At 67.1% G+C, this 24165-nt stretch carries 27 protein-coding genes; 12 read left to right on the forward strand and 15 right to left on the reverse strand.

Annotated elements, in window-relative coordinates:
- Window positions 1–117 precede the first annotated feature (117 nt).
- The 5 genes from NX773_RS14610 to hutC form a co-directional block, all read right to left on the reverse strand.
- Window positions 118–387, reverse strand: a complete 270-nt coding sequence (locus NX773_RS14610; RefSeq protein WP_091665976.1) for a type B 50S ribosomal protein L31 — start codon at window positions 385–387, stop codon at window positions 118–120.
- A gap of 136 nt (window positions 388–523) precedes the next feature.
- A complete protein-coding gene (locus NX773_RS14615) occupies window positions 524–769 on the reverse strand; it encodes a hypothetical protein (RefSeq protein WP_258857045.1) in 246 nt (81 codons plus the stop codon).
- A gap of 236 nt (window positions 770–1005) precedes the next feature.
- Window positions 1006–2268 (reverse strand): transcription termination factor Rho, encoded by a 1263-nt coding sequence (gene rho / locus NX773_RS14620; RefSeq protein WP_258823496.1) that lies wholly within the window; start codon window positions 2266–2268, stop codon window positions 1006–1008.
- Window positions 2269–2406: 138 nt separating this feature from the next.
- The gene (gene trxA / locus NX773_RS14625; protein ID WP_258823497.1) at window positions 2407–2733 is read right to left on the reverse strand and encodes a thioredoxin TrxA; all 327 of its coding nucleotides are present in this window, start codon (window positions 2731–2733) and stop codon (window positions 2407–2409) included.
- A 254-nt stretch (window positions 2734–2987) separates the two neighbouring features.
- Window positions 2988–3707 (reverse strand): histidine utilization transcriptional repressor HutC, encoded by a 720-nt coding sequence (hutC, locus tag NX773_RS14630; protein ID WP_258857046.1) that lies wholly within the window; start codon window positions 3705–3707, stop codon window positions 2988–2990.
- 133 nt (window positions 3708–3840) lie between these two features.
- Between hutC and ada the strand changes: the two genes are divergently transcribed.
- The 9 genes from ada (at window position 3841) to hutI (ending at window position 14757) form a co-directional block, all read left to right on the forward strand.
- Entirely contained in the window at window positions 3841–4908 is a 1068-nt protein-coding gene (gene ada, locus NX773_RS14635) for a bifunctional DNA-binding transcriptional regulator/O6-methylguanine-DNA methyltransferase Ada (protein WP_258857047.1), read from the forward strand.
- Window positions 4905–5594 (forward strand): 2OG-Fe(II) oxygenase, encoded by a 690-nt coding sequence (locus NX773_RS14640; protein ID WP_258857048.1) that lies wholly within the window; start codon window positions 4905–4907, stop codon window positions 5592–5594. The genes ada and NX773_RS14640 overlap by 4 nt, the downstream gene beginning before the upstream one ends.
- Before the next feature lie 105 nt (window positions 5595–5699).
- Window positions 5700–7376 carry an amidohydrolase gene (locus NX773_RS14645; RefSeq protein ID WP_258857049.1) on the forward strand — a complete coding sequence of 559 codons (1677 nt, stop codon included), beginning with the start codon at window positions 5700–5702 and terminating at the stop codon, window positions 7374–7376.
- 117 nt (window positions 7377–7493) lie between these two features.
- The gene (hutU, locus tag NX773_RS14650) at window positions 7494–9206 is read left to right on the forward strand and encodes a urocanate hydratase (protein WP_258857050.1); all 1713 of its coding nucleotides are present in this window, start codon (window positions 7494–7496) and stop codon (window positions 9204–9206) included.
- Between the two features lie 7 nt (window positions 9207–9213).
- A complete protein-coding gene (gene hutH / locus NX773_RS14655) occupies window positions 9214–10761 on the forward strand; it encodes a histidine ammonia-lyase (protein ID WP_258857051.1) in 1548 nt (515 codons plus the stop codon).
- 31 nt (window positions 10762–10792) lie between these two features.
- Window positions 10793–11581: an N-formylglutamate deformylase gene (gene hutG / locus NX773_RS14660; RefSeq protein ID WP_258857052.1), complete on the forward strand. Its 789-nt coding sequence runs from the start codon at window positions 10793–10795 to the stop codon at window positions 11579–11581.
- Window positions 11578–12945: a formimidoylglutamate deiminase gene (locus NX773_RS14665; RefSeq protein ID WP_258857053.1), complete on the forward strand. Its 1368-nt coding sequence runs from the start codon at window positions 11578–11580 to the stop codon at window positions 12943–12945. Before hutG ends, NX773_RS14665 begins: the two co-directional genes overlap by 4 nt.
- Window positions 12942–13520, forward strand: coding sequence for a HutD/Ves family protein (locus NX773_RS14670; protein ID WP_258857054.1), 579 nt, complete (start codon window positions 12942–12944; stop codon window positions 13518–13520). The genes NX773_RS14665 and NX773_RS14670 overlap by 4 nt, the downstream gene beginning before the upstream one ends.
- Window positions 13513–14757, forward strand: a complete 1245-nt coding sequence (hutI, locus tag NX773_RS14675) for an imidazolonepropionase (RefSeq protein ID WP_258857055.1) — start codon at window positions 13513–13515, stop codon at window positions 14755–14757. The genes NX773_RS14670 and hutI overlap by 8 nt, the downstream gene beginning before the upstream one ends.
- Before the next feature lie 85 nt (window positions 14758–14842).
- Here the strand turns inward: hutI and NX773_RS14680 are convergent, their stop codons facing one another.
- The 5 genes from NX773_RS14680 to NX773_RS14700 form a co-directional block, all read right to left on the reverse strand.
- On the reverse strand, window positions 14843–15034 hold the full coding sequence (locus tag NX773_RS14680) for a hypothetical protein (protein WP_258857056.1): 192 nt from the start codon (window positions 15032–15034) through the stop codon (window positions 14843–14845).
- A gap of 378 nt (window positions 15035–15412) precedes the next feature.
- Entirely contained in the window at window positions 15413–15901 is a 489-nt protein-coding gene (locus NX773_RS14685) for a GNAT family N-acetyltransferase (protein ID WP_258857057.1), read from the reverse strand.
- On the reverse strand, window positions 15898–16836 hold the full coding sequence (locus tag NX773_RS14690) for a DMT family transporter (RefSeq protein ID WP_258857058.1): 939 nt from the start codon (window positions 16834–16836) through the stop codon (window positions 15898–15900). The genes NX773_RS14685 and NX773_RS14690 overlap by 4 nt, the downstream gene beginning before the upstream one ends.
- A 121-nt stretch (window positions 16837–16957) precedes the next feature.
- Window positions 16958–17404: an outer membrane lipoprotein gene (locus NX773_RS14695; protein ID WP_258857059.1), complete on the reverse strand. Its 447-nt coding sequence runs from the start codon at window positions 17402–17404 to the stop codon at window positions 16958–16960.
- 94 nt (window positions 17405–17498) lie between these two features.
- Window positions 17499–17945 carry an Mpo1 family 2-hydroxy fatty acid dioxygenase gene (locus NX773_RS14700; RefSeq protein WP_258857060.1) on the reverse strand — a complete coding sequence of 149 codons (447 nt, stop codon included), beginning with the start codon at window positions 17943–17945 and terminating at the stop codon, window positions 17499–17501.
- A gap of 58 nt (window positions 17946–18003) precedes the next feature.
- Here NX773_RS14700 and NX773_RS14705 point away from each other — a divergent pair, with 58 nt between their 5' ends.
- Window positions 18004–18504: a DNA-deoxyinosine glycosylase gene (locus tag NX773_RS14705; RefSeq protein ID WP_258857061.1), complete on the forward strand. Its 501-nt coding sequence runs from the start codon at window positions 18004–18006 to the stop codon at window positions 18502–18504.
- A gap of 16 nt (window positions 18505–18520) precedes the next feature.
- On the opposite strand, the gene NX773_RS14710 is transcribed toward NX773_RS14705, so the two are convergent.
- Both NX773_RS14710 and NX773_RS14715 read right to left on the reverse strand, forming a co-directional pair.
- Complete coding sequence (locus NX773_RS14710) at window positions 18521–18838, reverse strand: type II toxin-antitoxin system RelE/ParE family toxin (protein WP_258857062.1); 318 nt, start codon at window positions 18836–18838, stop codon at window positions 18521–18523.
- Window positions 18826–19110, reverse strand: coding sequence for a CopG family ribbon-helix-helix protein (locus tag NX773_RS14715; protein ID WP_258857063.1), 285 nt, complete (start codon window positions 19108–19110; stop codon window positions 18826–18828). Before NX773_RS14715 ends, NX773_RS14710 begins: the two co-directional genes overlap by 13 nt.
- Window positions 19111–19398: 288 nt before the next feature.
- Between NX773_RS14715 and infA the strand changes: the two genes are divergently transcribed.
- A complete protein-coding gene (gene infA, locus NX773_RS14720; protein ID WP_258857064.1) occupies window positions 19399–19662 on the forward strand; it encodes a translation initiation factor IF-1 in 264 nt (87 codons plus the stop codon).
- Between the two features lie 4 nt (window positions 19663–19666).
- Here infA and NX773_RS14725 read toward each other — a convergent pair whose 3' ends face one another.
- Window positions 19667–20836: a tetratricopeptide repeat protein gene (locus tag NX773_RS14725; protein ID WP_258857065.1), complete on the reverse strand. Its 1170-nt coding sequence runs from the start codon at window positions 20834–20836 to the stop codon at window positions 19667–19669.
- Between the two features lie 58 nt (window positions 20837–20894).
- Window positions 20895–21752, reverse strand: a complete 858-nt coding sequence (locus NX773_RS14730; protein ID WP_258857066.1) for an HDOD domain-containing protein — start codon at window positions 21750–21752, stop codon at window positions 20895–20897.
- Window positions 21753–21892: 140 nt separating this feature from the next.
- On the opposite strand from NX773_RS14730, the gene NX773_RS14735 reads away from it, so the two are divergent.
- On the forward strand, window positions 21893–22468 hold the full coding sequence (locus NX773_RS14735; RefSeq protein ID WP_258857067.1) for a DNA-3-methyladenine glycosylase: 576 nt from the start codon (window positions 21893–21895) through the stop codon (window positions 22466–22468).
- On the opposite strand, the gene NX773_RS14740 is transcribed toward NX773_RS14735, so the two are convergent.
- On the reverse strand, window positions 22465–24153 hold the full coding sequence (locus tag NX773_RS14740) for a methyl-accepting chemotaxis protein (RefSeq protein ID WP_258857069.1): 1689 nt from the start codon (window positions 24151–24153) through the stop codon (window positions 22465–22467). The genes NX773_RS14735 and NX773_RS14740 overlap by 4 nt on opposite strands.
- Window positions 24154–24165 lie beyond the last annotated feature (12 nt).

Consider the following 24165-nt stretch of genomic DNA (forward strand, 5'->3'; position numbering starts at 1 on the left):
TATAGCGGAAGCAATTCGATATTAGTCGCGTAGTATAGCCGCGAAAAAAAGAAAGGAAGCCGGGGGCTTCCTTTCTTGTTGGAAAGCCAGCAGGCTTTCCGGGGTGCGTGCACGAAATTAGCCGTTGGCGACGGAGGTCTTCGAACCGACCGAGCCGAACTTTTGGCGGAACTTCTCGACGCGGCCAGCGGTGTCGACGATCTTGTGCTTGCCGGTAAAGAACGGGTGCGATTCAGCGGACACCTCGATCTTGACCAGCGGGTATTCCTTGCCTTCGAAATTGATGGTTTCGCGGGTGGCGATGGTCGAACGGGTGATGAATTTGAAGTCGCACGACAGGTCGTGGAACACAACTTCGCGGTAATCCGGATGGATATCGGTCTTCATGGTTTTGCCTCGGTTAGTTTGGTAGCCAACCAGCACTTCGTCGGTCGTCCTGCTTCTTGACCCGATTGCCGATCACTTGCCAGGGGTTGAATACTGAACCGGCGATTATACAGCTATCGCGGAAGGGGAGGCAATATCAGTGGTGCAACATCGTGAACATGGTCACAAACATGCCAGCGAACCCAAGGACGACGGTGACGAGGAGTGTGGCCATCCAGCGTGACAAGCTCACGAATTCCGCCCGCAGTTCCGATTTGAGGTCCGCCAGGTCTGCTTTGGTGGCAAGTGTTGGCAAGATTGTGTCGGACCGAGTTTCGAGGACGGTAAGCCTGTGGTCCAGCCGATAGGGATCGGCTGTCGCTTCGGTTGGGTTGGTCGCCATGTATCACTCCGAGTGGAATGGCCCATTGTTGCGAAGGCAGGCCGCAAGCGTCTTGAGCTGCCTATGGTAGCGGACAAATAAAAAAGGCGGCACGCGGCCGCCTTTCGTGAGTGCGCTGAGCGAACTTAACCGCCCCTGCGGTGAAGCAGGGGTTTCATGGGGCAACGCCCCATGCCTGCGGAACGGCTTGGCCATGCTTGGCCAAGCTCCTTGCGCCTCACTTGTGGCGGGAGGGGTTACCCGCCTCGGCGCATCATGTCGAAGAACTCCACGTTGTTCTTCGTCGCGCGCATCTTGTCGAGGATGAACTCCATCGCCTCGATCTCGTCCATCGAGTACAGCAGCTTGCGCAGGATCCAGATCTTCTGCAGCTGGTCCGGCTTGATCAAGAGTTCCTCGCGGCGGGTGCCGGATTTGTTCAGGTTGATCGCCGGGTACACGCGCTTCTCGGCCAGGCGGCGCTCCAGGTGCACCTCCATGTTGCCGGTACCCTTGAATTCTTCGTAGATCACGTCGTCCATGCGGGAGCCGGTTTCGATCAGCGCAGTGGCCACGATGGTCAGCGAGCCGCCTTCTTCGACGTTACGCGCCGCGCCGAAGAAGCGCTTCGGGCGCTGCAGCGCGTTGGCGTCCACGCCGCCGGTCAGCACCTTGCCCGAGGCCGGGATCACGGTGTTGTAGGCGCGTGCCAGGCGGGTGATCGAGTCCAGCAGGATCACCACGTCCTTCTTCATCTCGACCAGGCGCTTGGCTTTTTCCAGCACCATCTCGGCGACCTGCACGTGGCGGGTGGCCGGTTCGTCGAAGGTGGAGGCCACCACTTCGCCGCGCACCGAACGCTGCATCTCGGTCACTTCCTCGGGGCGCTCGTCGATCAGCAGCACGATGAGGGTGACATCGGGGTGGTTGGCCGTGATCGCGTGCGCAATGTGCTGCAGCATGACCGACTTGCCCGACTTGGGCGAGGCCACCAGCAGGCCGCGCTGGCCTTTGCCGATCGGCGCGATCAGGTCGATGATGCGGCCGGTGATGTTCTCGGCGCCGTTCATGTCGCGTTCCAGGCGCAGCGGCACGTTCGGGTGCAGCGGCGTCAGGTTCTCGAACAGGATGCGGTGCTTGGACGCTTCCGGCGATTCGCCGTTGACCTTGTCCACCTTCACCAGCGCGAAATAGCGCTCGCCATCCTTCGGCGTACGCACCTCACCCTCGATCGAATCGCCCGTGTGCAGGTTGAAACGGCGGATCTGCGACGGCGAGATGTAGATGTCGTCGGTCGAGGCCATGTAGCTCGCATCCGGCGAGCGCAAAAAGCCGAAGCCGTCGGGCAGCACTTCGAGCGCGCCGTCGCCGAAAATCTGCTCGCCCTGTTTCGCGCGCTTTTTCAGGATCGCGAACATGAGTTCTTGTTTGCGCAGGCGCGCTGCGTTGTCGATATCGAGGCTGATCGCCATCTCCAGCAAGGCGGAGACGTGCATTGCCTTCAGTTCTGAGAGGTGCATGTGTGTGGGTGTCCCGTGGCGGGAAAGTAAAGGTAGGGGAGGGAACTACGCGGGTTCGTTAAACTGGGCTGGAGCTTAAACCCCGGTGCCCGTTTGGGAAATGACGGCAGCGCGGGCGCGCTGCCGCCGCCTATGGTATCAGATATTGCTGTCGATGAACGAGGTCAGCTGGCCCTTGGCCATTGCGCCAACCTTCTGGGCCGCCGCCACGCCGTTCTTGAACAGGATCAGGGTCGGGATGCCGCGGATGCCGAACTTGGCCGGCACGGTCTGGTTGGCGTCCACGTCCATCTTGGCGACCACGATCTTGCCGTCGTATTCTTTCGCGACCTCTTCCAGGATCGGGGCGATCATCTTGCAGGGGCCGCACCACTCGGCCCAGAAGTCGACCAGGACCGGGCGCTCGGACTTGAGCACGTCGGTTTCAAAAGAGGCATCGCTGATGTGTTTGATGTTTTCGCTCATTATGTTCCTCAAGTGAGGTAGTCAATTAATGCCTTGCCCGTCGATCGATCAACCGGCTGCCGCCTGTCTGCCAGGCCGGCGCACACGATGGTGGAGACACGGTGTGCGATATTCAATATCTGGAGGGCGGCTAGAGGGAGTCAGGCGGGGATTAGTCGAAATAATAACCGATTTTCCAGAAAAGTGTTCCGGCGTTTGTACAAAATCTCAACATGCACGGCGGGTGCGCAACGGCTTTGCCGAACCCGGCGCGCCTAGCCGACGCTCCCCGAGAATTGCGCCAGATGGCCGGGGTGCCACATCGTCGCGACCGTGGCCACCATGCCGCGCGACATGGTCTGGCGTTTGAGCACCAGACAGCAGGCCTTGGCTTCGATCCCGAGCATGGCCGCGACCTCCGCGGGCGCCGGCAGCGCCTCGATGCGGTAGGTGGCGCCGGACAGCGGGGCGGCCTTCATCAGGTGCTCGTTCGGGGTGATGCTGGAAAAGTCCTGCTCCAGGTAGGACGGCGCGCAGGCTGGATTGACCCAGCGGTCCTCGACCTGGATCGGTACCTCGTCTTCCAGGTGCACGATAACCGAATGGAACAGCGGCGTGCCCGGCGCCACCCCGAAGCGGGCCGCCAGCGCCTCGCTGGCCGGGGCGCGCTCGAGCAGGCGGCAATCGCTGCGGTGCGCATGGCCGCGGGCCCGGATTTCGTCGGCGATGTTGCGGATCTCGACCAGCGTGGCCTGGTACTTTTGGGGGGCGACGAAGGTGCCGGCGCCCTGGCGGCGGGTCAGCACCTGCTCGGCGGTCAGCTCGCGCACGGCACGGTTGACGGTCATGCGCGATACCCCGAACTGGCGCACCAGCGCCTGCTCGGACGGCACCAGGTCCCCCTCTTTCCAGCGGCCGCTGGCGATTTCGGCAACCAGGTAGTCCTTGATGCGCTGGAAGATCGGGGTGTTGTCTTGCGCGCTGTGTTCTTCCAAACTACTCTCCGAAGTTCCCGGCGACGCGGCCGGGTATAGCCGGATTCTACCGCCAATTCGACAGCAAGAGTCGGAGTGCCGGCGCGGCGGCGGGGCACTACGATGGTCCCAATGCCAACCAGAGGAGCGCGCCATGCAAGCACCAAGCAGCAAGCGATTTGCCACCTTAGACGAGCGCTGGGCCGCCGTGCGCGCGCGCGACGCAAGCGCCGACGGCCTGTTCGTCTATTCAGTCAGGAGCACTGGGGTGTACTGCCGGCCATCGTGCCCGTCGCGCCCGGCCCGCCGTGAGAACGTCGCTTTCCACGACAGTTGCGCCGATGCCGCGGCCGCCGGCTTTCGCGCCTGCCTGCGCTGCCGCCCCGGCGAGCCGCCGCTGGCCGAGCGCCAGGCCGCCGCGGTCGCGCGCGCCTGCCGCCTGATCGAACAAGCCGAGGAACAGCCGGACCTGGACAGCCTGGCGCAGGAAGCGGGCATGAGCCGGTTCCACTTCCACCGCGTGTTCAAGGCCCACACCGGAATCACGCCCAGGGCCTATGCCGCCGCGCGCCGCGCCGAACGCCTCAAGCGCGAGCTGGCGCAGGCGCCGAGCGTGACCACGGCGGCCTACGATGCCGGCTTCAATTCGAGCGCGCGCTTGTACGCAGCCTCGAACGAGGTGCTGGGCATGACGCCGACCCGGTTTCGCGCCGGCGGCAGCGGCGAGACGATCCGGTTCGCCGTCGGCGGCTGCTCGCTCGGCGCGATCCTGGTCGCTTCCACTGCCAAGGGCATCTGCGCGATCCTGATCGGCGACGACCCCGAGCTCCTGGTGCGCGACCTGCAGGACCGCTTCCCGCGCGCCGAGCTCTTGGGCGGCGACGCCGCTTTCGAACGCACGGTGGCGCTGGTGGTCGGCTTTGTCGAGGCGCCCGGCATCGGCCTGGACCTGCCGCTGGACGTGCGCGGCACCGTGTTCCAGCAGCGGGTGTGGCAGGCGCTGCGCGAGATCCCGGCCGGGCAGACCGTGAGCTATGCCGAACTGGCGCGGCGCCTGGGCATGCCGCAGGGCGCGCGCGCCGTGGCCAGCGCCTGCGCCGCCAATGCGCTGGCGGTGGCCGTTCCCTGTCATCGCGTGGTGCGCAACGACGGCGCGCTTTCCGGCTACCGCTGGGGCGTGGAGCGCAAGCAGGCGCTGCTCGAACGCGAGGGCAGCCGATGATCACGCACGACTGGGAGCGCGTGCGCGAAGAGCTCGATGCGTTCGGCTGCGCGACCATCCCCGGCCTGCTGTCTCCCGCCGAATGCGACAGCTACGCGCAAAGCTATGCGCGGCCCGGGCTGTTTCGCAGCCGGGTGGTGATGGAGCGCTTCCATTTCGGGCGCGGCGAATACCAGTACTTTGCCTATCCGCTGCCGCCAGGGCTGGCCGCGTTGCGCGGCGCGCTCTACGAGCCGCTGGCGCGCATCGCCAACGGCTGGCAACAGGCGCTGGGCGAGTCCGGGCGCTTTCCGCCTGCCCATGCCGAGTACCTGGCGCGCTGCCATGCCGCCGGCCAGACGCGCCCGACGCCGCTGCTGCTGCAATACGGCGCGGGCGACTACAACTGCCTGCACCAGGACCTGTACGGCGAACTGGTCTTCCCGCTGCAGGTGGCGGTGCTGCTGTCGCGCCCGGGGGCGGATTTCACCGGCGGCCAATTCGTGCTGACCGAACAGCGGCCGCGCATGCAGTCGCGCGTCGAGGTGGTGCCGCTGGCGCAGGGCGATGCCGTGATCTTCCCCGTCAGCCAGCGGCCGGTGGGCGGCACGCGCGGGCCATACCGCGTCAATATGCGGCACGGCGTGAGCCGCGTGCGCAGTGGCGTGCGGCACACGCTCGGCATCATCTTCCACGACGCTGCCTGAGCTCATCCGCTGCGGTTTGACCATTCCGCAATTTTCTATACACTCTGCTTCTTGCCCCGGATCCCGCAATGGGGTCCTCCATCACAAGAACGGAGAAAACATCCCATGCGCCTGCGCCAGATTCCCCTGCAGTGTTCCTTGCTTGCCGCCGTCGGCTTCGCCAGCCTTGCCCATGCCGATACGGTGATCGACCGCGCCAACGGCTACACGCTCAATACCAAGGGCGACATGGTGCAGTTCGAATCGATGGCGTTCGATGACAAGGGCCGCATCATCGCGGTGGGCGCGGCGGGCGAGGTGGCCGCCAGGGCGCCGGGCGCAAAGCATGTGGACCTGCACGGCCAGACCGTGCTGCCGGGCCTGATCGACGCGCACGGCCACGTGTTCGGCCTGGGCGGCATGCTGACCCAGCTCGACCTGTCCGCCACCACCTCGCTGGCCGATGCGCTCAAGGCCATTGGCCAGTACGCGGCCACGCGCAGCGCAGGGGATTGGCTGCATGGGCGCGGCTGGAACCAGGAGAACTGGAAGCTGGGGCGCTTCCCGACCGCCGCCGAACTCGATGCCGTGGTGGGCGACCGCCCGGTATGGCTGCAGCGCGTGGACGGCCACGCCGGCTGGGCCAACAGCCGCGCGCTGGCGGCAGCCGGCATCACCAAGGCCACGCCGGATCCGGTGGGCGGCAGGATCATGCGCGACGCCGACGGCAACCCGACCGGTGTGCTGGTGGACGCGGCGCAGGAATTGGTCAACCGCGTTGTGCCCAGGCTGGGTGAACAGGAGGCGCGCCGCCAGCTCGACGCCGCGCTCAGGCAAATGGCGCAGGTGGGCCTGACCAGCGTGCACGACGCCGGCATCGGCGTGAACGAAGACCGTCTGTACCGCGACTACGCCGACCACGGCAAGCTGACCGCGCGCATCTACGCCATGATCGGCGGCACCGGCGCCGACTTCGATCAGCTGGCCAAGAACGGCCCGCTCAAAAGCTATGCCGGCGACATGTACGCGCTGGCCGCCGTCAAGCTGTACGCCGACGGCGCACTGGGCAGCCGTGGCGCCGCGCTGATCCAGCCATATTCGGACGAACCGGCCTCGCACGGCCTGCTGTTCCACAAGAGCGCCGAGATCGACGCGATGATGAAGAAGGCCATGCAGAAGGGCTACCAGGTCAACGTGCACGCGATCGGCGACGCCGGCAACCGCCAGATCCTCGACACCTTCGCCAAGGAGATCCCGGCCACGAAGACCGGCGCGCTGCGCCACCGCATCGAGCACGCGCAGGTGGTGGCCCTCAGCGACCTGCCGCGCTTCAAATCGATCGGCATCATCCCGTCGATGCAGCCGACCCATGCGACCTCGGACAAGAACATGGCCGAGCAGCGCGTGGGGCACGAGCGCATCAAGGGCGCCTATGCCTGGCGCACCTTCCTGCAACAGGGTTCGCGCATCGCCTGCGGTTCCGATTTCCCGGTCGAGTCGCCCAACCCGTTCTACGGCATCCACGCGGCCGTGACCCGGCAGGACCACCAGGGCCAGCCGATTGCCGGCTGGTATCCCGAGCAGGAAATGTCGCTCAAGGAAGCGTTCCGCTGCTTCACGCTTGACGCAGCATACGCCGGCCACCAGGAAAACAACGTAGGCTCGCTGGAACCTGGTAAATACGCGGACTTCATCGTGATCGACCGTGACCTGTTCAAGATGTCGCCGTACGATATCTACCAGACCCGCGTCCTGCAGACCTGGGTGGCCGGCCGTCCCGTGCTGCAGCAAGACGGTCGTTGATCCAGGCGGCACGCCGGGTCCGGCCGGTTTGACAAGGTTGTATAGACAACTTAGACTCTGAGCATCGCAAGGCGCGCGATCGGTTTCGCGCGCCGTTTCCTTTCGAAGGGAGTTGCCATGACCGCAGAATCGCACCAATCCGGCGTCGACCCGCGCTTCGATCCCAGCCGCGTCGTTCGCGCCCCCCGCGGCAGCGAGCTTAGCTGCAAGAGCTGGCTGACCGAAGCAGCCTACCGCATGCTGCAAAACAATCTCGATGCCGAGGTCGCGGAGGACCCGCAGCGCCTGGTGGTCTATGGCGGCATCGGCCGCGCCGCGCGCAACTGGGCGTGCTTCGACCAGATCCTGGCCACGCTGCGCGAGCTCGAGGACGACCAGACCCTGCTGGTGCAGTCCGGCAAGCCGGTGGGCGTGTTCCGTACCCATCCCGACGCCCCGAGGGTGCTGCTGGCCAACTCCAACCTCGTGCCCAAGTGGGCCACCTGGGAACACTTCAACGAACTGGACCGCAAGGGTCTGTTCATGTTCGGCCAGATGACGGCCGGCAGCTGGATCTACATCGGCACCCAGGGTATCGTGCAGGGCACCTACGAGACCTTTGCCGAGGCCGGGCGCCAGCACTTTGGCGGCGACATGGCGGGGCGCTGGATCCTGACCGCGGGCCTGGGCGGCATGGGCGGCGCGCAGCCGCTGGCGGCCACGTTCGCGGGCGCGGTGTCGCTGGTGGTCGAATGCGACCAGACCCGCATCGACTTCCGCCTGCGCACCCGCTACCTGGACAAGCAGGCCGCCAGCATCGACGAGGCGCTGGCGCTGGTGGCCGAGCACAAGGCGCGGCGCGAGGCGGTCTCGATCGGCCTGCTCGGCAATGCGGCCGAGGTGCTGCCGGAGCTGGTGCGCCGTGCGCGCGCCGGCGGCCTGGTGCCCGACCTCGTCACCGACCAGACCTCGGCGCACGACCTGGTCCACGGCTACCTGCCGCGCGGCTGGACGATCGGAGAGTGGCGCACGGCCCAGCAGGACCCGGCGCAGCACGCCCGCCTGACCAAGGCGGCGGCGCAATCCTGCGCCGAGCACGTGCGCGCCATCCTCGACTTCAAGCTGATGGGCGCGCGCGCGGTTGACTACGGCAACAACATCCGCCAGGTCGCGCTCGACGAGGGCGTGAAAGAGGCGTTCGACTTCCCGGGCTTCGTGCCGGCCTACATCCGTCCGCAGTTCTGCGAAGGGCGCGGGCCGTTCCGCTGGGTTGCGCTGTCCGGCGATCCGGAGGACATCTACAAGACCGACGCCAAGATCAAGGAGCTGTTCCCGCAGCACCGCCACGTGCACCGCTGGCTCGACATGGCGCGCGAGCGCATCGCCTTCCAGGGCCTGCCGGCGCGCATCTGCTGGCTCGGGCTGGGCGAGCGCCACCTGGCGGGCCTGGCGTTCAACGAGATGGTGAAGAACGGCGAGCTCAAGGCGCCCATCGTGATCGGCCGCGACCACCTCGACACCGGCTCGGTGGCCAGCCCCAACCGCGAGACCGAGGCGATGCGCGACGGGACCGACGCGGTGTCCGACTGGCCGCTGCTCAACGCCCTGCTCAACACGGCCGGCGGTGCAACCTGGGTTTCGCTGCACCACGGCGGCGGCGTGGGCATGGGCTACTCGCAGCACGCGGGCGTGGTGATCGTGGCCGACGGCACCGAGGCCGCGGCCCAGCGCCTGTCGCGCGTGCTGTTCAACGACCCGGCTTCGGGCGTGATGCGCCATGCCGACGCCGGCTACGACAGCGCGGTGGCCTGCGCCCGGCGCGCCGGCCTGAACCTCCCGATGATCAAGTAAGGCATCCATGAAACGATCCGAATCCAGCCTCGTCCTGCGCCCCGGCGCACTCACCTTGAACGACCTGCGCGCCGCGTGGGGAGCGCGTGGCACGCTCGCGCTCGAACCCGGCGCCTACGCTGCCATCGACGCCTCCGCCGCCGCGGTCCAGGCCATCGTCGCCAAGGGCGACCCGGCGTACGGCATCAACACCGGCTTTGGCCTGCTCGCCAAAAAGCACATCGAGCACGACCAGCTGGCGCAGCTGCAGCGCAACCTGATCCTGTCGCATGCGGTCGGCACCGGCGAGCTGCTGCCTGACGCAGTGGTTCGCCTCATCCTTCTGACCAAAATCGGCAGCCTGGCGCGCGGCTATTCCGGCGTGCGGCGCGTGATCGTCGATACGCTGGTCGCGCTCTACAACGCCGGCATCATGCCGGCCATTCCGTCGCAGGGCTCGGTCGGCGCGTCCGGCGACCTGGCGCCGCTGGCGCACATGACGCTGGCCATGCTCGGCGTCGGCCAGGTGCGCGTGGACGGGCGCCTGCTCGATGCAAGCGAGGCGCTTGCCCGAGCCGGCATCGAAGCGGTCGAGCTGGGGCCGAAGGAGGGCCTGGCGCTCATCAACGGCACCCAGGTCTCGACCGCGCTCGCGCTCGACGGACTGTTCATGGCCGAGCGCCTGCTGGAAGCGGGCATGGTGTCGGGCGCGCTGTCGCTGGACGCCGCGCGCGGCAGCGACGCGCCGTTCGACCCGCGCGTGCACGCAGTGCGCGGGCAGCCGGGCCAGATCGCGGCGGCGGCCATCTACCGCCAGCTGGTGGCCGGCAGCGCGATCCGCGCCTCGCACCTGGTCGGCGACGAGCGCGTGCAGGACCCGTACAGCCTGCGCTGCCAGCCGCAGGTGATGGGCGCCGTGATGGACCTGATCGGGGGCGCCGGGCGCACCCTGCTGATCGAGGCCAACGCGGTCACCGACAACCCGCTGGTGTTCGCCGACGCAGGGGAGGTGATCTCGGGCGGGAACTTCCACGCCGAGCCGGTAGCGTTCGCGGCCGACACGCTGGCGCTGGCGATCGCCGAGATCGGCGCGCTGGCCGAGCGCCGCATTGCGCTGCTGATCGACGCCACCTTGTCCGGCCTGCCGCCGTTCCTGGTGCGCGAGCCGGGCGTCAATTCGGGCTTCATGATCGCGCACGTGACCGCTGCGGCGCTGGCGTCGGAGAACAAGTCGCTGGCGCATCCGGCCAGCGTGGACAGCCTGCCCACCTCGGCCAACCAGGAGGACCACGTCAGCATGGCCACCTTCGCGGCGCGCCGGCTGGGCCAAATGGCGCACAATACGGCGGTCATCGTCGGGATCGAGCTGCTGGCGGCGGCGCAGGGGATCGACTTCCACCGGCCGCTCGCCAGTTCCGCTTATCTCGAAGACGTGCATGCGCGCCTGCGCCAACGGGTGCCGCGCTTCGACGAGGACCGCTTCTTCGCGCCGGACATCGAGGCCGCGCGCCGCATGGTGGTCGACGGCGAGCTGTCGGCGTCGTGCAAGGAGCTGTTCGCGGCGCTGCACGCCTGAATCGCAACCCAGCTAACAACAGGAGTCGTCCATGGAGTTCAGGTTCAAGGCAGGCACTGTTCCGATGTTGTTGTCGATGCCGCACGTGGGCACCGACATCCCGGACGAGGTCGCGCATACGCTGGCGCCGTGCGCACGCGCACTCGCAGACACCGACTGGCACCTTACGCGGCTGTACGACTTCGCCGAGGCGCTGGGCATCTCGGTGCTGTCGGCGCGCTGGTCGCGCTATGTCATCGACCTGAACCGCCCGCCCGAGGACACCAACCTGTACCCCGGCATGGACACCACCGGCCTGTGCCCGGTCGATACCTTCGGCCGCGAGAGCCTGTACCTGCCCGGCAGGGAGCCCGGCCACGCTGAAGTCGAGCGGCGCCTGGCGCGCCACTGGCGTCCCTACCACGACCAGCTGCGCGCCGAACTGGACCGCCTGCTGGCGCTGCACGGCCGCGTGCTGTTGTGGGACGCGCATTCGATCGCGTCCACCGTGCCGCGCTTTTTCGAGGGCCGCCTGCCGGACCTGAACTTCGGCACCGCCGAAGGCAAGTCGTGCGACCCGGGGCTGCAGCAAGCGGTGGTGGACGTGGCGCGCGCGCACGGCAGGTTCTCGATCGCGGTCAACGGCCGCTTCAAGGGCGGCTACATCACGCGCCACTACGGGCGGCCGCACGAGAACGTGCACGCGATCCAGCTCGAGATGTGCCAGTGCTTGTACATGGATGAGGCGCCGCCGTTTGCCTACCGGCCCGAGGTCGCCGCCGAGATCCAGCCGCTGCTGGCCCAGATGGTCGGCGCCGCGCTCGAATGGGTGCGCACATGATGGCCCTGTTCGCGCGCCATGCGCTGCTGCCCGAGGGCTGGCGGGGCGACGTGCTGGTGGAATGGGACAGCAAGGGCGACCTGGTGCGCGTGCAGGCCGGCGCCTCCCCCAGGCTCGGCGTGGCGCGCGCCGACTACGTGGTGCCGGGCATGGTCAACCTGCATTCGCACGCGTTCCAACGCGCGATGGGCGGCTTGACCGAAAAGCTCGGCGACGGCCCGGACAGCTTCTGGACCTGGCGCGAGCTGATGTACCGGTTTGCGGGCCGCATCTCGCCCGCGCAGCTGGAAGCGATTGCGGCACAGCTGTACGTGGAATGCCTGCGCCACGGCTATACGTCCGTGTGCGAGTTCCACTACCTGCACCGTGACCCCAACGGCGCCACCTACGCGCGCCCGGCCGAGATGGCCGAACGGATCGCCACTGGGGCCCAGCAGGCCGGCATCGGCATGACCCTGCTGCCCGTGCTCTACAGCCATGCCGGCTTCGGCGAGCAGCCGCTCAGGCCGGAGCAGCAGCGCTTTCGCAGCGACGTCGCGCTGGTGCTGGCGATCGCCGAAAGCCTGGAACAACTGCGCGGCGGTCAGTTCGAAGTGGGCGCCGCGCCGCACTCGCTGCGCGCGGCCGGCGCGGCGCAGGTGCGCGAGCTGGCGGCGTCGCTGCCGCACGGCCGCCCGCTGCACATCCACGTCGCCGAGCAGCAGGCCGAGGTCGAGCAGTGCCTTGCGGCCTGCGGCAAGCGGCCGGTCGAATACCTGATGGAGCGCGTCGGCGTGGACGAGCACTGGTGCCTGGTGCACGCCACCCACCTGGTGGACGAAGAGGTCGAGGCGCTGGCCACGAGCGGCGCAGTGGCCGGCCTGTGCCCGACGACCGAAGCGAACCTGGGCGACGGTCTGTTCCCGCTGGCCTCCTACATCGAGGCGGGCGGGCAGTTCGGGATCGGCAGCGACAGCCATGTGTCGCAAAGCCCGGTCGAGGAGCTGCGCTGGCTGGAGTATGGCCAGCGCCTCTTGCGCCAGCGCCGCAACGTGGCCGCCACGCGCGACCGCCCCGACGTCGGCCAATACCTGTGGCAGGAGGCGCTGCGCGGGGGCGCCCAGGCAGCCGGCCGGCGGGTTGGCGCGCTCGAGGCGGGGCGGCGTGCCGACCTGCTGGTGCTCGATGGTGCGCATCCCAACCTGGAAGGCGTGGCCGACGAGGACGTGCTCGGGCGCTTCATCTTCTGCGGCAACGACAACCTGGTGCGCGACGTGCTGGCCGGCGGCCACTGGGTCGTGCAGGGCGCTCGCCACATCGCGCAGGACGCGATCGCCGAGCGCTACCGCCACGCCATCCACCAACTGCGCGAGGTGCGCCCATGAGCACTCTGATTCCTTTTGCAGGACTGTCGCCGGTCCCGTGGAAAAACGGCGGCGGCAGCACCACCGAGATCGCCATCGCCCCGCCTGACGCGCTCTTCGACGAGTTCGAATGGCGCGTGAGCCTGGCCACGATTGCCGCGGACGGGCCGTTCTCGCAGTTTCCGGGCGTGGACCGCACGCTGGTGCTGGTCGAGGGCCATGGCGTGACGCTCGACTTCGAGGATGGCGAGCGCATGCTGGTGTGCGAGGACGAGCCGCTGGCGGCCTTCCCCGGCGAGACCCGCGTCGATGCCAAGCTCAATCGCGGCGCCACCACCGACTTCAACGTGATGACGCGCCGCGAGCGCTGCCATCACGAGTTCGGCCGGCGCGTACTGGCCGGCACGTCCACGTTCGCGCCGCGCGGCGACGTCACGGTGCTGTTCCTGGCCCAGGGCGACAGCCTCACGGTTTCGAACGATGCCGAGCGCATCGGCATGGTGCGGTTCGACGCGCTGGTCTTCGACGGCGACGCCCTGTGGACGCTGGAGGCGGTCCAGGCCGAGATCTTCATCGTTGATATTTTCTATGAGTGAGCCGGCGCGCGCGCGCTGGGACGCGCTGTTCACCAACGTGCACCTGGCCACCATGACCGATGGCTACGGCGAGCTGGTCGATGCCGCCATCGCCGTGGCGGGCGGGCGCATCGCCTGGCTGGGGCCGCGCGGCCAGGCCCCGGGCGAAGCGCGCGCGGTGCACGACTGCGGCGGCGCATGGATGACGCCCGGCCTGATCGACTGCCACACCCATATCGTTTATGCCGGCAACCGCAGCGACGAGTTCGAGGCGCGCCTGAACGGGGCAGGGTACGAGGAGATCGCACGGCGCGGCGGCGGCATCATGTCCACGGTGCGCGCCACGCGCGCGGCCAGCGTGGACGAGCTGGTGCGCGCCAGCCTGCCGCGCGTGGCCAGCCTGCTGGCCGAGGGCGTGACCACCATCGAGATCAAGTCGGGCTATGGCCTGACGCTGGAAAGTGAACGGGCGATGCTGCAGGCCGCGCGCCGCATCGGCGAACTGCTGCCGGTGCGGGTGGCCACCACCTTCCTGGGCGCCCATGCGCTGCCGCCCGAGTTCGCCGGCCGTGCCGACGACTACATCGGCCACCTGTGCGAGCACATGCTGCCCGAGCTGGCGGGGCAGGGGCTGGTGGACGCGGTGGACGCGTTCTGCGAACGGATCGGCTTTTCGCACGACCAGACGCAGCGCCTGTTCGAGACCGCCCGCAAGCTCGGCCTGCCGGTGAAGCTGCACGCGGAGCAGTTGACGGACCAGCAGGGCGCGCAGCTGGTCGCGCGCTACGGCGGGCTGTCAGCCGACCACCTGGAGCATCTGTCGCCCGAGGGCGTGCGTGCGATGGCGGAAGGGGGCACGGTGGCGGTGCTGCTGCCGGGCGCCTTTTACTTCTTGCGCGAGACGGTGGTGCCGCCGGTAGGCGCGCTGCGTGCGGCCGGTGTGCCGATCGCGCTGGCCACCGACTGCAACCCGGGCACCTCGCCGATGACCTCGCTCCTGCTGGCAATGAACATGGCGTGCACGCTGTGGCGCCTGACGCCACAGGAAGCGCTGGCGGGCTGCACCGTCCACGCGGCGCGCGCGCTCGGCATGCACGACGAGGCCGGCACGCTGGAAGTCGGTAAGCGCGCCGACTTTGCCCTGTGGAAGATTGCGCGCCCGGCCGACCTGGCCTACGGCATCGGCTTTAACCCCTGCCAGGCGGTGGTCAACGCGGGCGCGCTGCGGCCGGCGCAGATGCCGGCAAGCGCCTGCTGAGCATCAAGGAACCGCGGACGATACGTGGGCGCGTCGCAACAGGCGTGGCGCCAACCGGCTGTGTGGCCAGCGCAACCAGCGTCGATCAAAGCGATTGCAGCTTGGCCCGTGTGGCGGAAACCGCGCGGTGCAGCATGCGCTCGGCGTGGAAGTCATTCTCGCGCTGGGCCGCGATGGCCTGCAGGTGGCGCGTGTAGCTGTCGAGGCGGGCCCGCAGCACCGCTTTTTGCCACGCCTTGTACAGCTGTGAGGTGATCGCTTTGACGCTTGATTTCATGGTGGTCGCCCTCTTGGAGAAGCCACCATTTTCGGTTACCGCCGGCCATTGTTCTTGTGTTAACTCAATCGCGCCACACGGGCGCTGTCCAGTTGACCGGGCTCAAACCACAGTTTTCCAGCTGAGTAATTATTGAACTAAGGGTAGTCGCGAAAGCGGTAACCAGATGTAAAGAGAGCGGAATGGCTTGACCCCAACAGTTAAAGTACAACTTGTTGTTGATTCCAGTCTCCCCTCCCCATCTAAAAAATGGGTTCGCCCACGGCAGCAACAGCGCCGTGGGCTTTTCTTTTCTTGCCGCGACGGATCGCGAAACGCAGGGTGGGCAGATTCCTGCCCACGCGTCCAACCAGCGTGTGCCCAGCTGTTTCGTCGGACTCAGTCCGCCGCAAGCGCAGTCAGCGATTCCCCGGTCACCCGGCAGATGCGCCAATCGGGCAGGATCGCCGCGCCCATCGCCTTGTAAAAATTAATCGCCGGCTCGTTCCAGTCCAGCACCGACCACTCGAAGCGGCCGCACTGGCGTTCCACCGCGATCTGCGCCAGGTGCTTGAGCATGGCCGTGCCGTAGCCCTTGCCGCGGTGCGATTCGCGCACGTACAAGTCCTCCAGGTACAGGCCTTTCTTGGTCAGGAAAGTCGAGAAGTTATGGAAGAACAGCGCGAAGGTCACCACCTGGCCATTCTCCTCGCCGACGATCGCCTCGCACGACGGGTTGGCGCCGAACAGGCCCTCGTGCAGCAGCGCCTCGGTGGCCACCACCAGGTGCTCGAGCTTTTCGAACACGGCCAGCTCGAGGATCATCGAGTAAATGTGGGTGACATCGGAAGGGGTGGCCGGGCGGATGGAAAGCTGGTTCGTGGTCATGGTGTGGTTTCGATGGCGTTGTCTAAACGGATGGATACCGGCTTGGCGGCCGGCGCGCGCAAGGCCCAGGCCACGCTGCCCAGGCACACTGCGATGCCCAGCCACTCGACGAGGCCGGGACGGAAATGTTCGAGGCGGATCGACAGCAGCACCGAAATCACCGGCGAAATCACGGTGGTGTACACGGCTTTTTGCGAGCCGATCCGGTTGATGAGGGTGAAGTAGGCGAAGAACGCGATCACCGAGCCGAACAGCGACAGGTAGATCAGGCCCGCGTAGTAGCTCGGCTTTGCGGGCAGCACGAACGGCTGGCCGGTGGCGACGCACCACAGGGCCACGAACAGTGTCCCCCACAGCATCGACCACGCCATCGTCAGCATCAGGTTGGACGACTGCTCGCGTACCTTGGTCACCACCACGCTGCCGGCGGAGCTGGCAATGGAGGCCACCACCGCCAGCGCTGCGCCCAGCAAAAAGCCGCCGGTGCCGCCGTGCGTCAGCTCCTGCAGCGCTTCGCCGATCGACTGCCAGAACAACATGGTCACACCGGCGATCGCGGCCATGCCCGCGGTGAAGGTGCGCGGCGACAGCGGCGTACCGAGGCCAACACGCGCACACACCGGCGTCCAGAACACCATCAGCGCAAACAGCACGGCCACCAGCGCCGAGACCACGTGCTGCTCGGCGTTGTAGGTGCAGACGTAGGATACGCAGAAGGTCAGCAGGCCCTGCAACATCATCCACTTTTGCGCGCGCCAGGGCAGCATCAGCTTGCCGCCGCGCAGCAGACAAGTTGCGAACAGCGCGCTCGACGCCAGGCCAAAGCGATAGACCACCGACACGGCCGGCGGCACTTCACCCAGTTCAAGGGTGATGGCCCAGAAAGTGGAACCCCAGATGATGGAGGCGATGGCAAAGAGCGCGGAAGAAGGCATCGCGAAAGTATACGTGCTTTCGCAGTTTCTTGTTGGCATGAATATGGATGGCCGGTGGGCGCCGTGTGCCCACGCGGTGATACGCGGCGCCAGGCGGCGCCGCACCAGCTCGCCGCCGCCCTCAGTGCGACACGCGCGTCGTCGTGCCGTTACTCAACAGACGCACGCGCTCGCCCGGCCGGAACTGTTCATCGGCCGTCTGCGTGATCGCCACCAGCTCGCCGGTGTCCAGACGCACCGTGATCTCGATGCCCTGCTTGGTGTTGGCGGATTGCTCGATCCGCTGGCCGAGCAAGCCACCGGCGAGCGCACCGACAATCGCACCCGCCGCCTCGCCCTTGCCGCCGCCGATGTTGGAGCCGGCCAGCCCGCCGAGCGCGGCGCCGCCGACGGTGCCCACGCCCCGCTCGGGATTGACGATGCTGACGTTGCGGATCGATTCGACCGTGCCGGTACGCACGAACTGTTCGTTCTGCGTCTGGTAGTAGTTGTACACGCTGGACGATTGCGGCGGCGTGGCGCAGCCGGCCAGCACGCTGGCAAGCACAAGGACGGGGACAAGTTTCATGGCAGCCTCCGGTCGGAACGAGGTCCGGTCGAAGACAGCTTACGCGCCGCTTTGGCGCACTGCCAGCGGCAAAAGGTATCTGTATGTAACGCGCTCAGTAAGCCAGGTTCAGCCGGCGGTACAAAAAGCCGAGCACGAACAGCGGCCCGATCAGCAAAAAGCGCAGGTCGTCGAAGAACGACGGCTTCTTGCCCTCGATCTTGTGGCCGATGAACTGGCCGACCCACGCCAGCACGAACAGTGCGAGCGACATCGGCAGTACCGTCATCGGCGGCATGAACAGGAGCACGCCAAGCATCAGCGTGGTCATCACGAACATGCCGGCCGCGAACCGGCGCGACAGCTTGGCGTAGTACCACAGCGAGCCCTCGGCCACGATCAGCGCGACCAGCGGATTGAGCGCCCACAGCATGCCAAGCAGCGTGAACACGATCACCGGCACGCACACGATGTGGATCAGCTCGTTGGTCGGGTTGCGGTGGCTCTCGGCGTACTGCGCGAGCAGCGCGTCGATGGTGCGCGGTTGTGCGGCCTGTTCCATGGTCGTCCCCTCGTGTTCAGTTTTATGCGGGAATTCTACACCGGCTAGAATCGCTGCCATGGCTTCCACTCCAGATCGTTCGAATGCCCCGCTCGCGGGCCTCGCGCCCGTCATTTCGCCGGCGATCCGCGTGATCGTGCTCGGCAGCTTTCCGGGCGCCGCATCGCTCGCGGCCGGCCAGTATTACGCGCACCCGCGCAACCAGTTCTGGCGCCTCATCTCCGCCGTGGCCGGGGAAGACCTGGCCGCGCTGCCGTATGCCGAAAGGCTGCCGCGGCTGCTCGCCCATCGGATCGGTCTGTGGGACGTGCTGGGCGCGTGCGAGCGCAAGGGCAGTCTGGATGCCAGCATCCGCAATGCCCGGGCCAACGACTTCGCGCTGCTGCGCGAGCGTTGCCCGCAACTGGAGACGATTGGCTTCAACGGCCAGGCATCGGGCAAATTCGCGCCGCAGTTCGCGCAGGCGGGCTTTCGCACCGTCGTGCTGCCCTCGTCTTCACCCGCCCATGCAAGCATGAGCTACGAGCGCAAGCTGGAAGCGTGGCTGGCGCTGAAGTGATCGGGTGGCGCAAAGCTCACGGATTCCGAGGCCCTGCATCAGTATGGAAAAATCCGGCTTCGCGCTGGTGCCGTATCGCGAGTATCAGAATGGCATCGTCGTTGGCTTCATAGCTGTAGAGTGCGACATAGCCGGTTTTACCCTGTGAGATGACGAGTTCCCTGAGCCCGGACTCGGCCGGTCGGCCGATCAAGGGGTGGCGAGCGAGTACACCTACTGCATCATCAATCAAGTCGAGCGCTTCCAGTTGTGCGCTGACACCTTGCCCTGCTAGAAAGTCGCTGATGTGCTCAAGGTCGGCAAGCGCTTGGCTGGAATAGCTTATTTCCGCCATGTCTTGGTGTCCGGCCTGGGCGTCTGTTTGTCGCTGATGCGTGTGCGCAGATACGTGCGTACCTCGTCCGCGTCATGCCCTCGTCCGCTCTGGCGCATCTCATCGCGCGCCGCCAGTGCATGAGCAACAAATTGCGAGCGCTGTTCTACTGCATCGGTCGCTTGCCGGATGGCGTCGACCATGAACGCATGCGGACTGATGCCTAGTTCCTGGGCTGCCTTGACTGCTCGTTGCTTGACTTCATCGGGAAGTTTAAGGGTCGTGGTCGACATGATGAGTGTTTGCGCGGGTTGACGATGGTGTCACCAAGGTAGCACCTGCTGCCCTGCGTCGCAAGGGCCTTCCGGACGCGATATCGACGCACGTGATACACTGAGGCAAAGCCCGATGAAAGGCCGGCTTTTCCCAGCCCTTCCTCATTCACCCGGTGGCCAGCGCAATGCTGCCGCCCTGACATCTTCACCCCGCATTCCCGTTCGCGCGCCTCGAGCAGCGCGGCACACAGGCGTCGCGCATCTTTGCGTCGGCGTTGCTATTCATTTTTTTAAAAGGACCTACGCATGGCAAAGGAAGAACTGATCGAAATGAGCGGTATGGTGACCGAAATTCTGCCGGAAATGCGATTTCGCGTTGACCTCGACAACGGCCACAAGCTCGTTGCCTACACTTCCGGCAAGATGAAGAAGAACCACATCCGCATTCTCGCAGGTGACAAGGTGACCCTGGAACTGTCCCCTTACGACTTGAACAAGGGCAGGATCGTGTTCCGCCATATCGAGACGCGTTCCGCCACGCCCCACCAGCGTTTCCCGCGCCGCCGCTGACGCGCTAGCGCGCTGGCGCCTGCGGCACCAGGCTACGCAGGTGCGCCAGCTTGGCCGAGTACAACGCGCGCGTTTCGCGCCGGGTGGTGGTGTCGATGGCGATCGACAGCTGCTCGCGCGCGCGTGCCGGTTCCCCCAGGCGCAGGCAGGCCAGCGCCAGCCAGAAGTGGAACTCGTCGTTGTAGGGCGCGCGTTCGACCTCGCGCTCGAACAGCCGTTTGGCCGCCGCGTAGTCGCCGCGGTTGAACGCCTTCATGCCTTCGTCGAAGAAGCGGAACGGCGGGTCCGGGTCGAGCCTGGCCAGGCGCGCCGCCAGCGCGGCCGATTCGGCCGGCTTGCCGTTCGCGGCCAGCACCGGCACCAGGTTCTGCATCACGACCAGGTTGTCCGGATCGCGCTCGAGCGCGGCGCGAAACACCCGCTCGGCGTGCTCGCCGTCGCCGCGCTTCTGGTACACCACGCCCAGCGTGTTAAACGCCATCACCGGCGCGTTCGACCGCGCCACCGCCGTGCGCGCCCACCAGTAGGCGTCGTCGATGCGGTTCTGCACCAGCGCTTCGGCCGCGCGGTTGTTCATGTAGAGCGTGACGATGTCGTCCTCTTCCAGCGCGCGGGTGCGAAAGCGCGCCGCTTCCGGCGGCGGCAAAAAGTCCACCGTGACCGGATGGTCGAGATCCCCGATGCGCAGCCCTTCCTTGTTGCGCGTGCTCAGCGACAGGTTCACGTGCGAACTGACCAGGTACAGGCCCGAGGTGCGGCTCCAGGTCTCGTCCACGTCCACGCTCTGAAATTGCACCTTCATGCCCAGCTGATACGCGAACGCGGCCGTCATGATCACCAGCGACAGGCAGTTGCCGGACTTGGCGGCAAAGGTTTGCGCGGCGGTGCGGGTGGTGCTTGATTCGTATTCGAGCTTCAGTTCGCCCTTGTCGTAGAGCGCATCGAGCAGCCCGGCCACCGCGCCTTTCTCGCGCACGCGGGTCGAGAAACCGGGGCTGTGCAGGTAGGCCCGCATTTCGGGGCTGAGCGCGAACAGCGTGCTGGTATCCACCGGCTCGGACGACGCGCCGAATGCGCCGTCGTCAAACAGCGAAGGGCCGGGCGGCAGGGCAGGGGGCGGCGCGCTGGCACAGCCGGCCAGCAGCGCTGACAGCAGGACCGCCGCAATTTTCATGACACCCTCCCTCGCTCCATCGAGCCAGTATCTTCCGACGTGGACGGCATGTCAAAGGTCAGGCGTCGTCGTGCAGCGCCTCGTGCAGCGCGTCGAGCAGGTCGCCGGTTTCGTCGTCCGACAGGCCAAGGTAGGCGCAGGCGCGCGCGCCGCCCTTGTTCCATTCCGGGCAGTCGCCGTCGCCCTGGTATTTGCGGATTGCGCGCTCGGCCAGCAGCGACAGTGCAACCAGCGAGCGCACCGAATCGGGCGTGGCCACATCGTCGAGCACCGCATGATCGTGGTGGTGCAAGATGGCCCACCCCACGTCGGCCGACAGGCCCCAGTTGCGCGCCAACAGGCAGCCCACGGCCGCGTGGTTGGCGTGGTGGCGCTCGTCCTCGAGCGCGGTGAACTGGCGCGCCTCGTCCAGCGCCGCCGCGCCGTAAGTGGCGGCATAGCCGGGAAAACGATCCATCATCAGCGGCACGCCGGTGTCGCAGAACAGCCCAAAGGTGTGCGCCACGTCGGTTTCGCCAATGCGCAGGCGGCGCGACAGGTAGACCATGGCGTGCGCGCGGCGGGTCGAGATGTCCCAGAAAGTGGCCAGTGCGGCGCTGTCGGCCGTGATCGTCCGGCGCGCCAGCAGCCCGGTCATCAGGGACGCCACCTGGTTAATCCCGAGGAACAGGATCGCCTGCTCGACCGATTTGGCCTTGCGCTTGCCCCCGTAGAACGAGGAATTGGCCAGCTTGAGCAGCGCCGCTGCCATGCCCACGTCGCGCGCCGCAATGCGCGCGATCGCCTCGGGCGAGGGCTCGTGCGCGGCCAGCTCGCGCTGCAGGTCCGCCAACAGGCTGGGACGGGGAGGAATGCGGATCGACTTGATCAGGGCGTCGACCGAATCTGCGGGGGCGTGGGCTGCTAGGTTGCTCATCAAGGCGATTCCAATGGTTCCGCGCGGAAACGCGGAACCGCCACTATAAACCAGAGCGCTGGGTGTTGCAGCAAAACCATCAAAACTGTGGCGAAACGGACAGCGCGACCTCGTCCGCGGGGGCGTTATAGAATCTCGGAATGCTTAAAACGCTGCTTGCCGGAATCGATTTCGAGGAACCGTCGCACCTGGTCGCGCGCCAGCTGATCGGCGTGACGCTGCTGGTGGACGGCGTGGGCGGGCGCATCGTCGAAACCGAAGCCTATGACCGCGAGGACCCGGCCTCGCACGCCTATTCCGGCCCGACCGAGCGCAACGCGGCGATGTTCGGGCCGCCGGCGCACGCCTACGTGTACCGCTCGTACGGCATCCACTGGTGCCTGAACTTCGTCTGCCGCGAGGAAGGGCACGGGGCCGGGGTGCTGATCCGCGCGCTCGAGCCCGTGGCCGGCATCGCCGCGATGCGCGCGCGGCGCCACACCGACAACGACTACCTGCTGTGCTCCGGCCCGGGCAAGCTGTGCCAGGCGCTGGGCGTGACGCGGGACCTGAACGGCAGCTCCCTGTGGGCGCCGCCGTTCGCGCTGCTGCCCGCGCCGGCCGGGATCGAAGTGGTCACCGGTCCGCGCATCGGCATTTCCAAGGCGATGGAGGTGCCCTGGCGCTTCGGGCTGGCCGGCTCGCGCTACGTGAGCCGGTCGTTTCCCCGGCGCTAGCCGCGCTTGCGCGAGCGCGCCGGGTCGGGCAGGGCGCGCCGGGCGCTTGCGCGCATCGGGCTGTCCGGCGCGCGGCGCTCGTACTGCGGCTCGCGGAACTCGGTTTCCGGCTCGGCTGCGGGCGGCGCGGCTGCCGGCGCGCCGTCGATCTTGAAGATCGCCACCGCCTCGGACAAATTGACCGACTGCTCGTGCAGGCTTTCGGCCGCCGCCGCGGCCTGTTCGACCAGGGCCGCGTTCTGCTGGGTCATGTCGTCCATCTGCCCGACCGCCCGGTTGACTTCGGCAATGCCGTCCGCCTGCTCGGTGCTGGCCGCGCTGATGCGCTCGATGATCTCGTTGACCTGCCGGACCGACGCGACGATGTTGCCCATGCTGGCGCCGGCCTGGTTGACCGAGTCGCTGCCGCTGTCGATCACCGCCACCGAGCTGGCGATCAGCGCCTTGATCTCCTTGGCCGCCGCCGCCGAGCGCTGCGCCAGCGTGCGCACTTCGGCCGCCACCACCGCAAAACCGCGCCCCTGCTCGCCGGCGCGCGCCGCTTCCACCGCGGCGTTCAATGCCAGGATGTTGGTCTGGAACGAGATCCCGTCGATCACGCCGATGATCTCGACGATCTTGCGCGAGCTGGCCTTGATCGACTCCATGGTCTTGACCGCGCGGTTGACCGCGTCGCCGCCATCGGAAGCCAGCCGCGCCGCCTCGGCCGCCAGCTCGGTGGCCTGGCGCGCGTTGGTGGCGTTGTCCTTGACCGCCGTGGTCAGGGTCTGCATGGCGCTGGCGGTCTGCTGCAGCGAACCGGCCTGCATCTCGGTGCGGGTGGACAGGTCCAGGTTGCCGGTGGCGATCTCGCGCGATGCGGTGTCGATCGACGCCACCGAGGACAGGATCTTGCGCAGCGCCGCGTTCAGGTTGGCGATGGTGTGGTCGAGCGCGCGCGAGGTGTCGGCGATCTCGTCGCGGCCTTCGTTGCGGCGGCACGCGATCAGCCGCCCTTCGGCCAGCTCGGCCACCACGTCGGCAATGGCGCGGATGTCGCCCAGCATGGCGCGCCGCACCAGCATCGTGACCACCAGCGACAGCGCGATCGACAGCAGCACCAGCACCGCCATCGTCACGCCCAGCGAGCGGAATTCGGCGCGCGCGCCGGCGTAAGCCGTTTCGCTGAGCGTCTTTTCCAGCGCCGACAGCTGGGCCAGCTGGCCGTTGAGGGTGACGAATTGCGCCTCCGCCTTCTGCATTGAATTGGCGGCGATCGATACGTCCACCTGGGCCATCTCGATGGTTTCGGCCACGCTCTTGCGGTAGGCCGCCAGCGCGCGCGCCGAGGCATCGACCAGCTTGCGCTCGTCCACGCTGGAGACCTTGGCCAGCGCGTCGAGCTGGGCGCCGATGGTGGCGTGTTTCTGGTTGATCGTGGCCACCAGCGCGTCGAGCCGGTTCTTGGCGAAGCTGCCGTTCACCCAGGCCAGCAGCTGGTAAATGTTGGCGTGCGCACCCTTGGCCTCGCCGGCGACGTCGGCCGCGCTCTTCAGGTGGGCGGCGCGCACCAGCACCATGTTCTCGAGCGAGGCGTTCTGGCGCACCATGCCGTAGTAGGACGCCCCCGACAGCAGGGTCAGCAGCAACAGGACCAGGCCCGGCGCCAGCAGCAGCTTGGGGCCGATTCGCAGTTTCTTCAACATGCTTGCCTCCCG

Source organism: Massilia solisilvae (assembly GCF_024753215.1).
GTDB lineage: Bacteria > Pseudomonadota > Gammaproteobacteria > Burkholderiales > Burkholderiaceae_D > Telluria > Telluria solisilvae.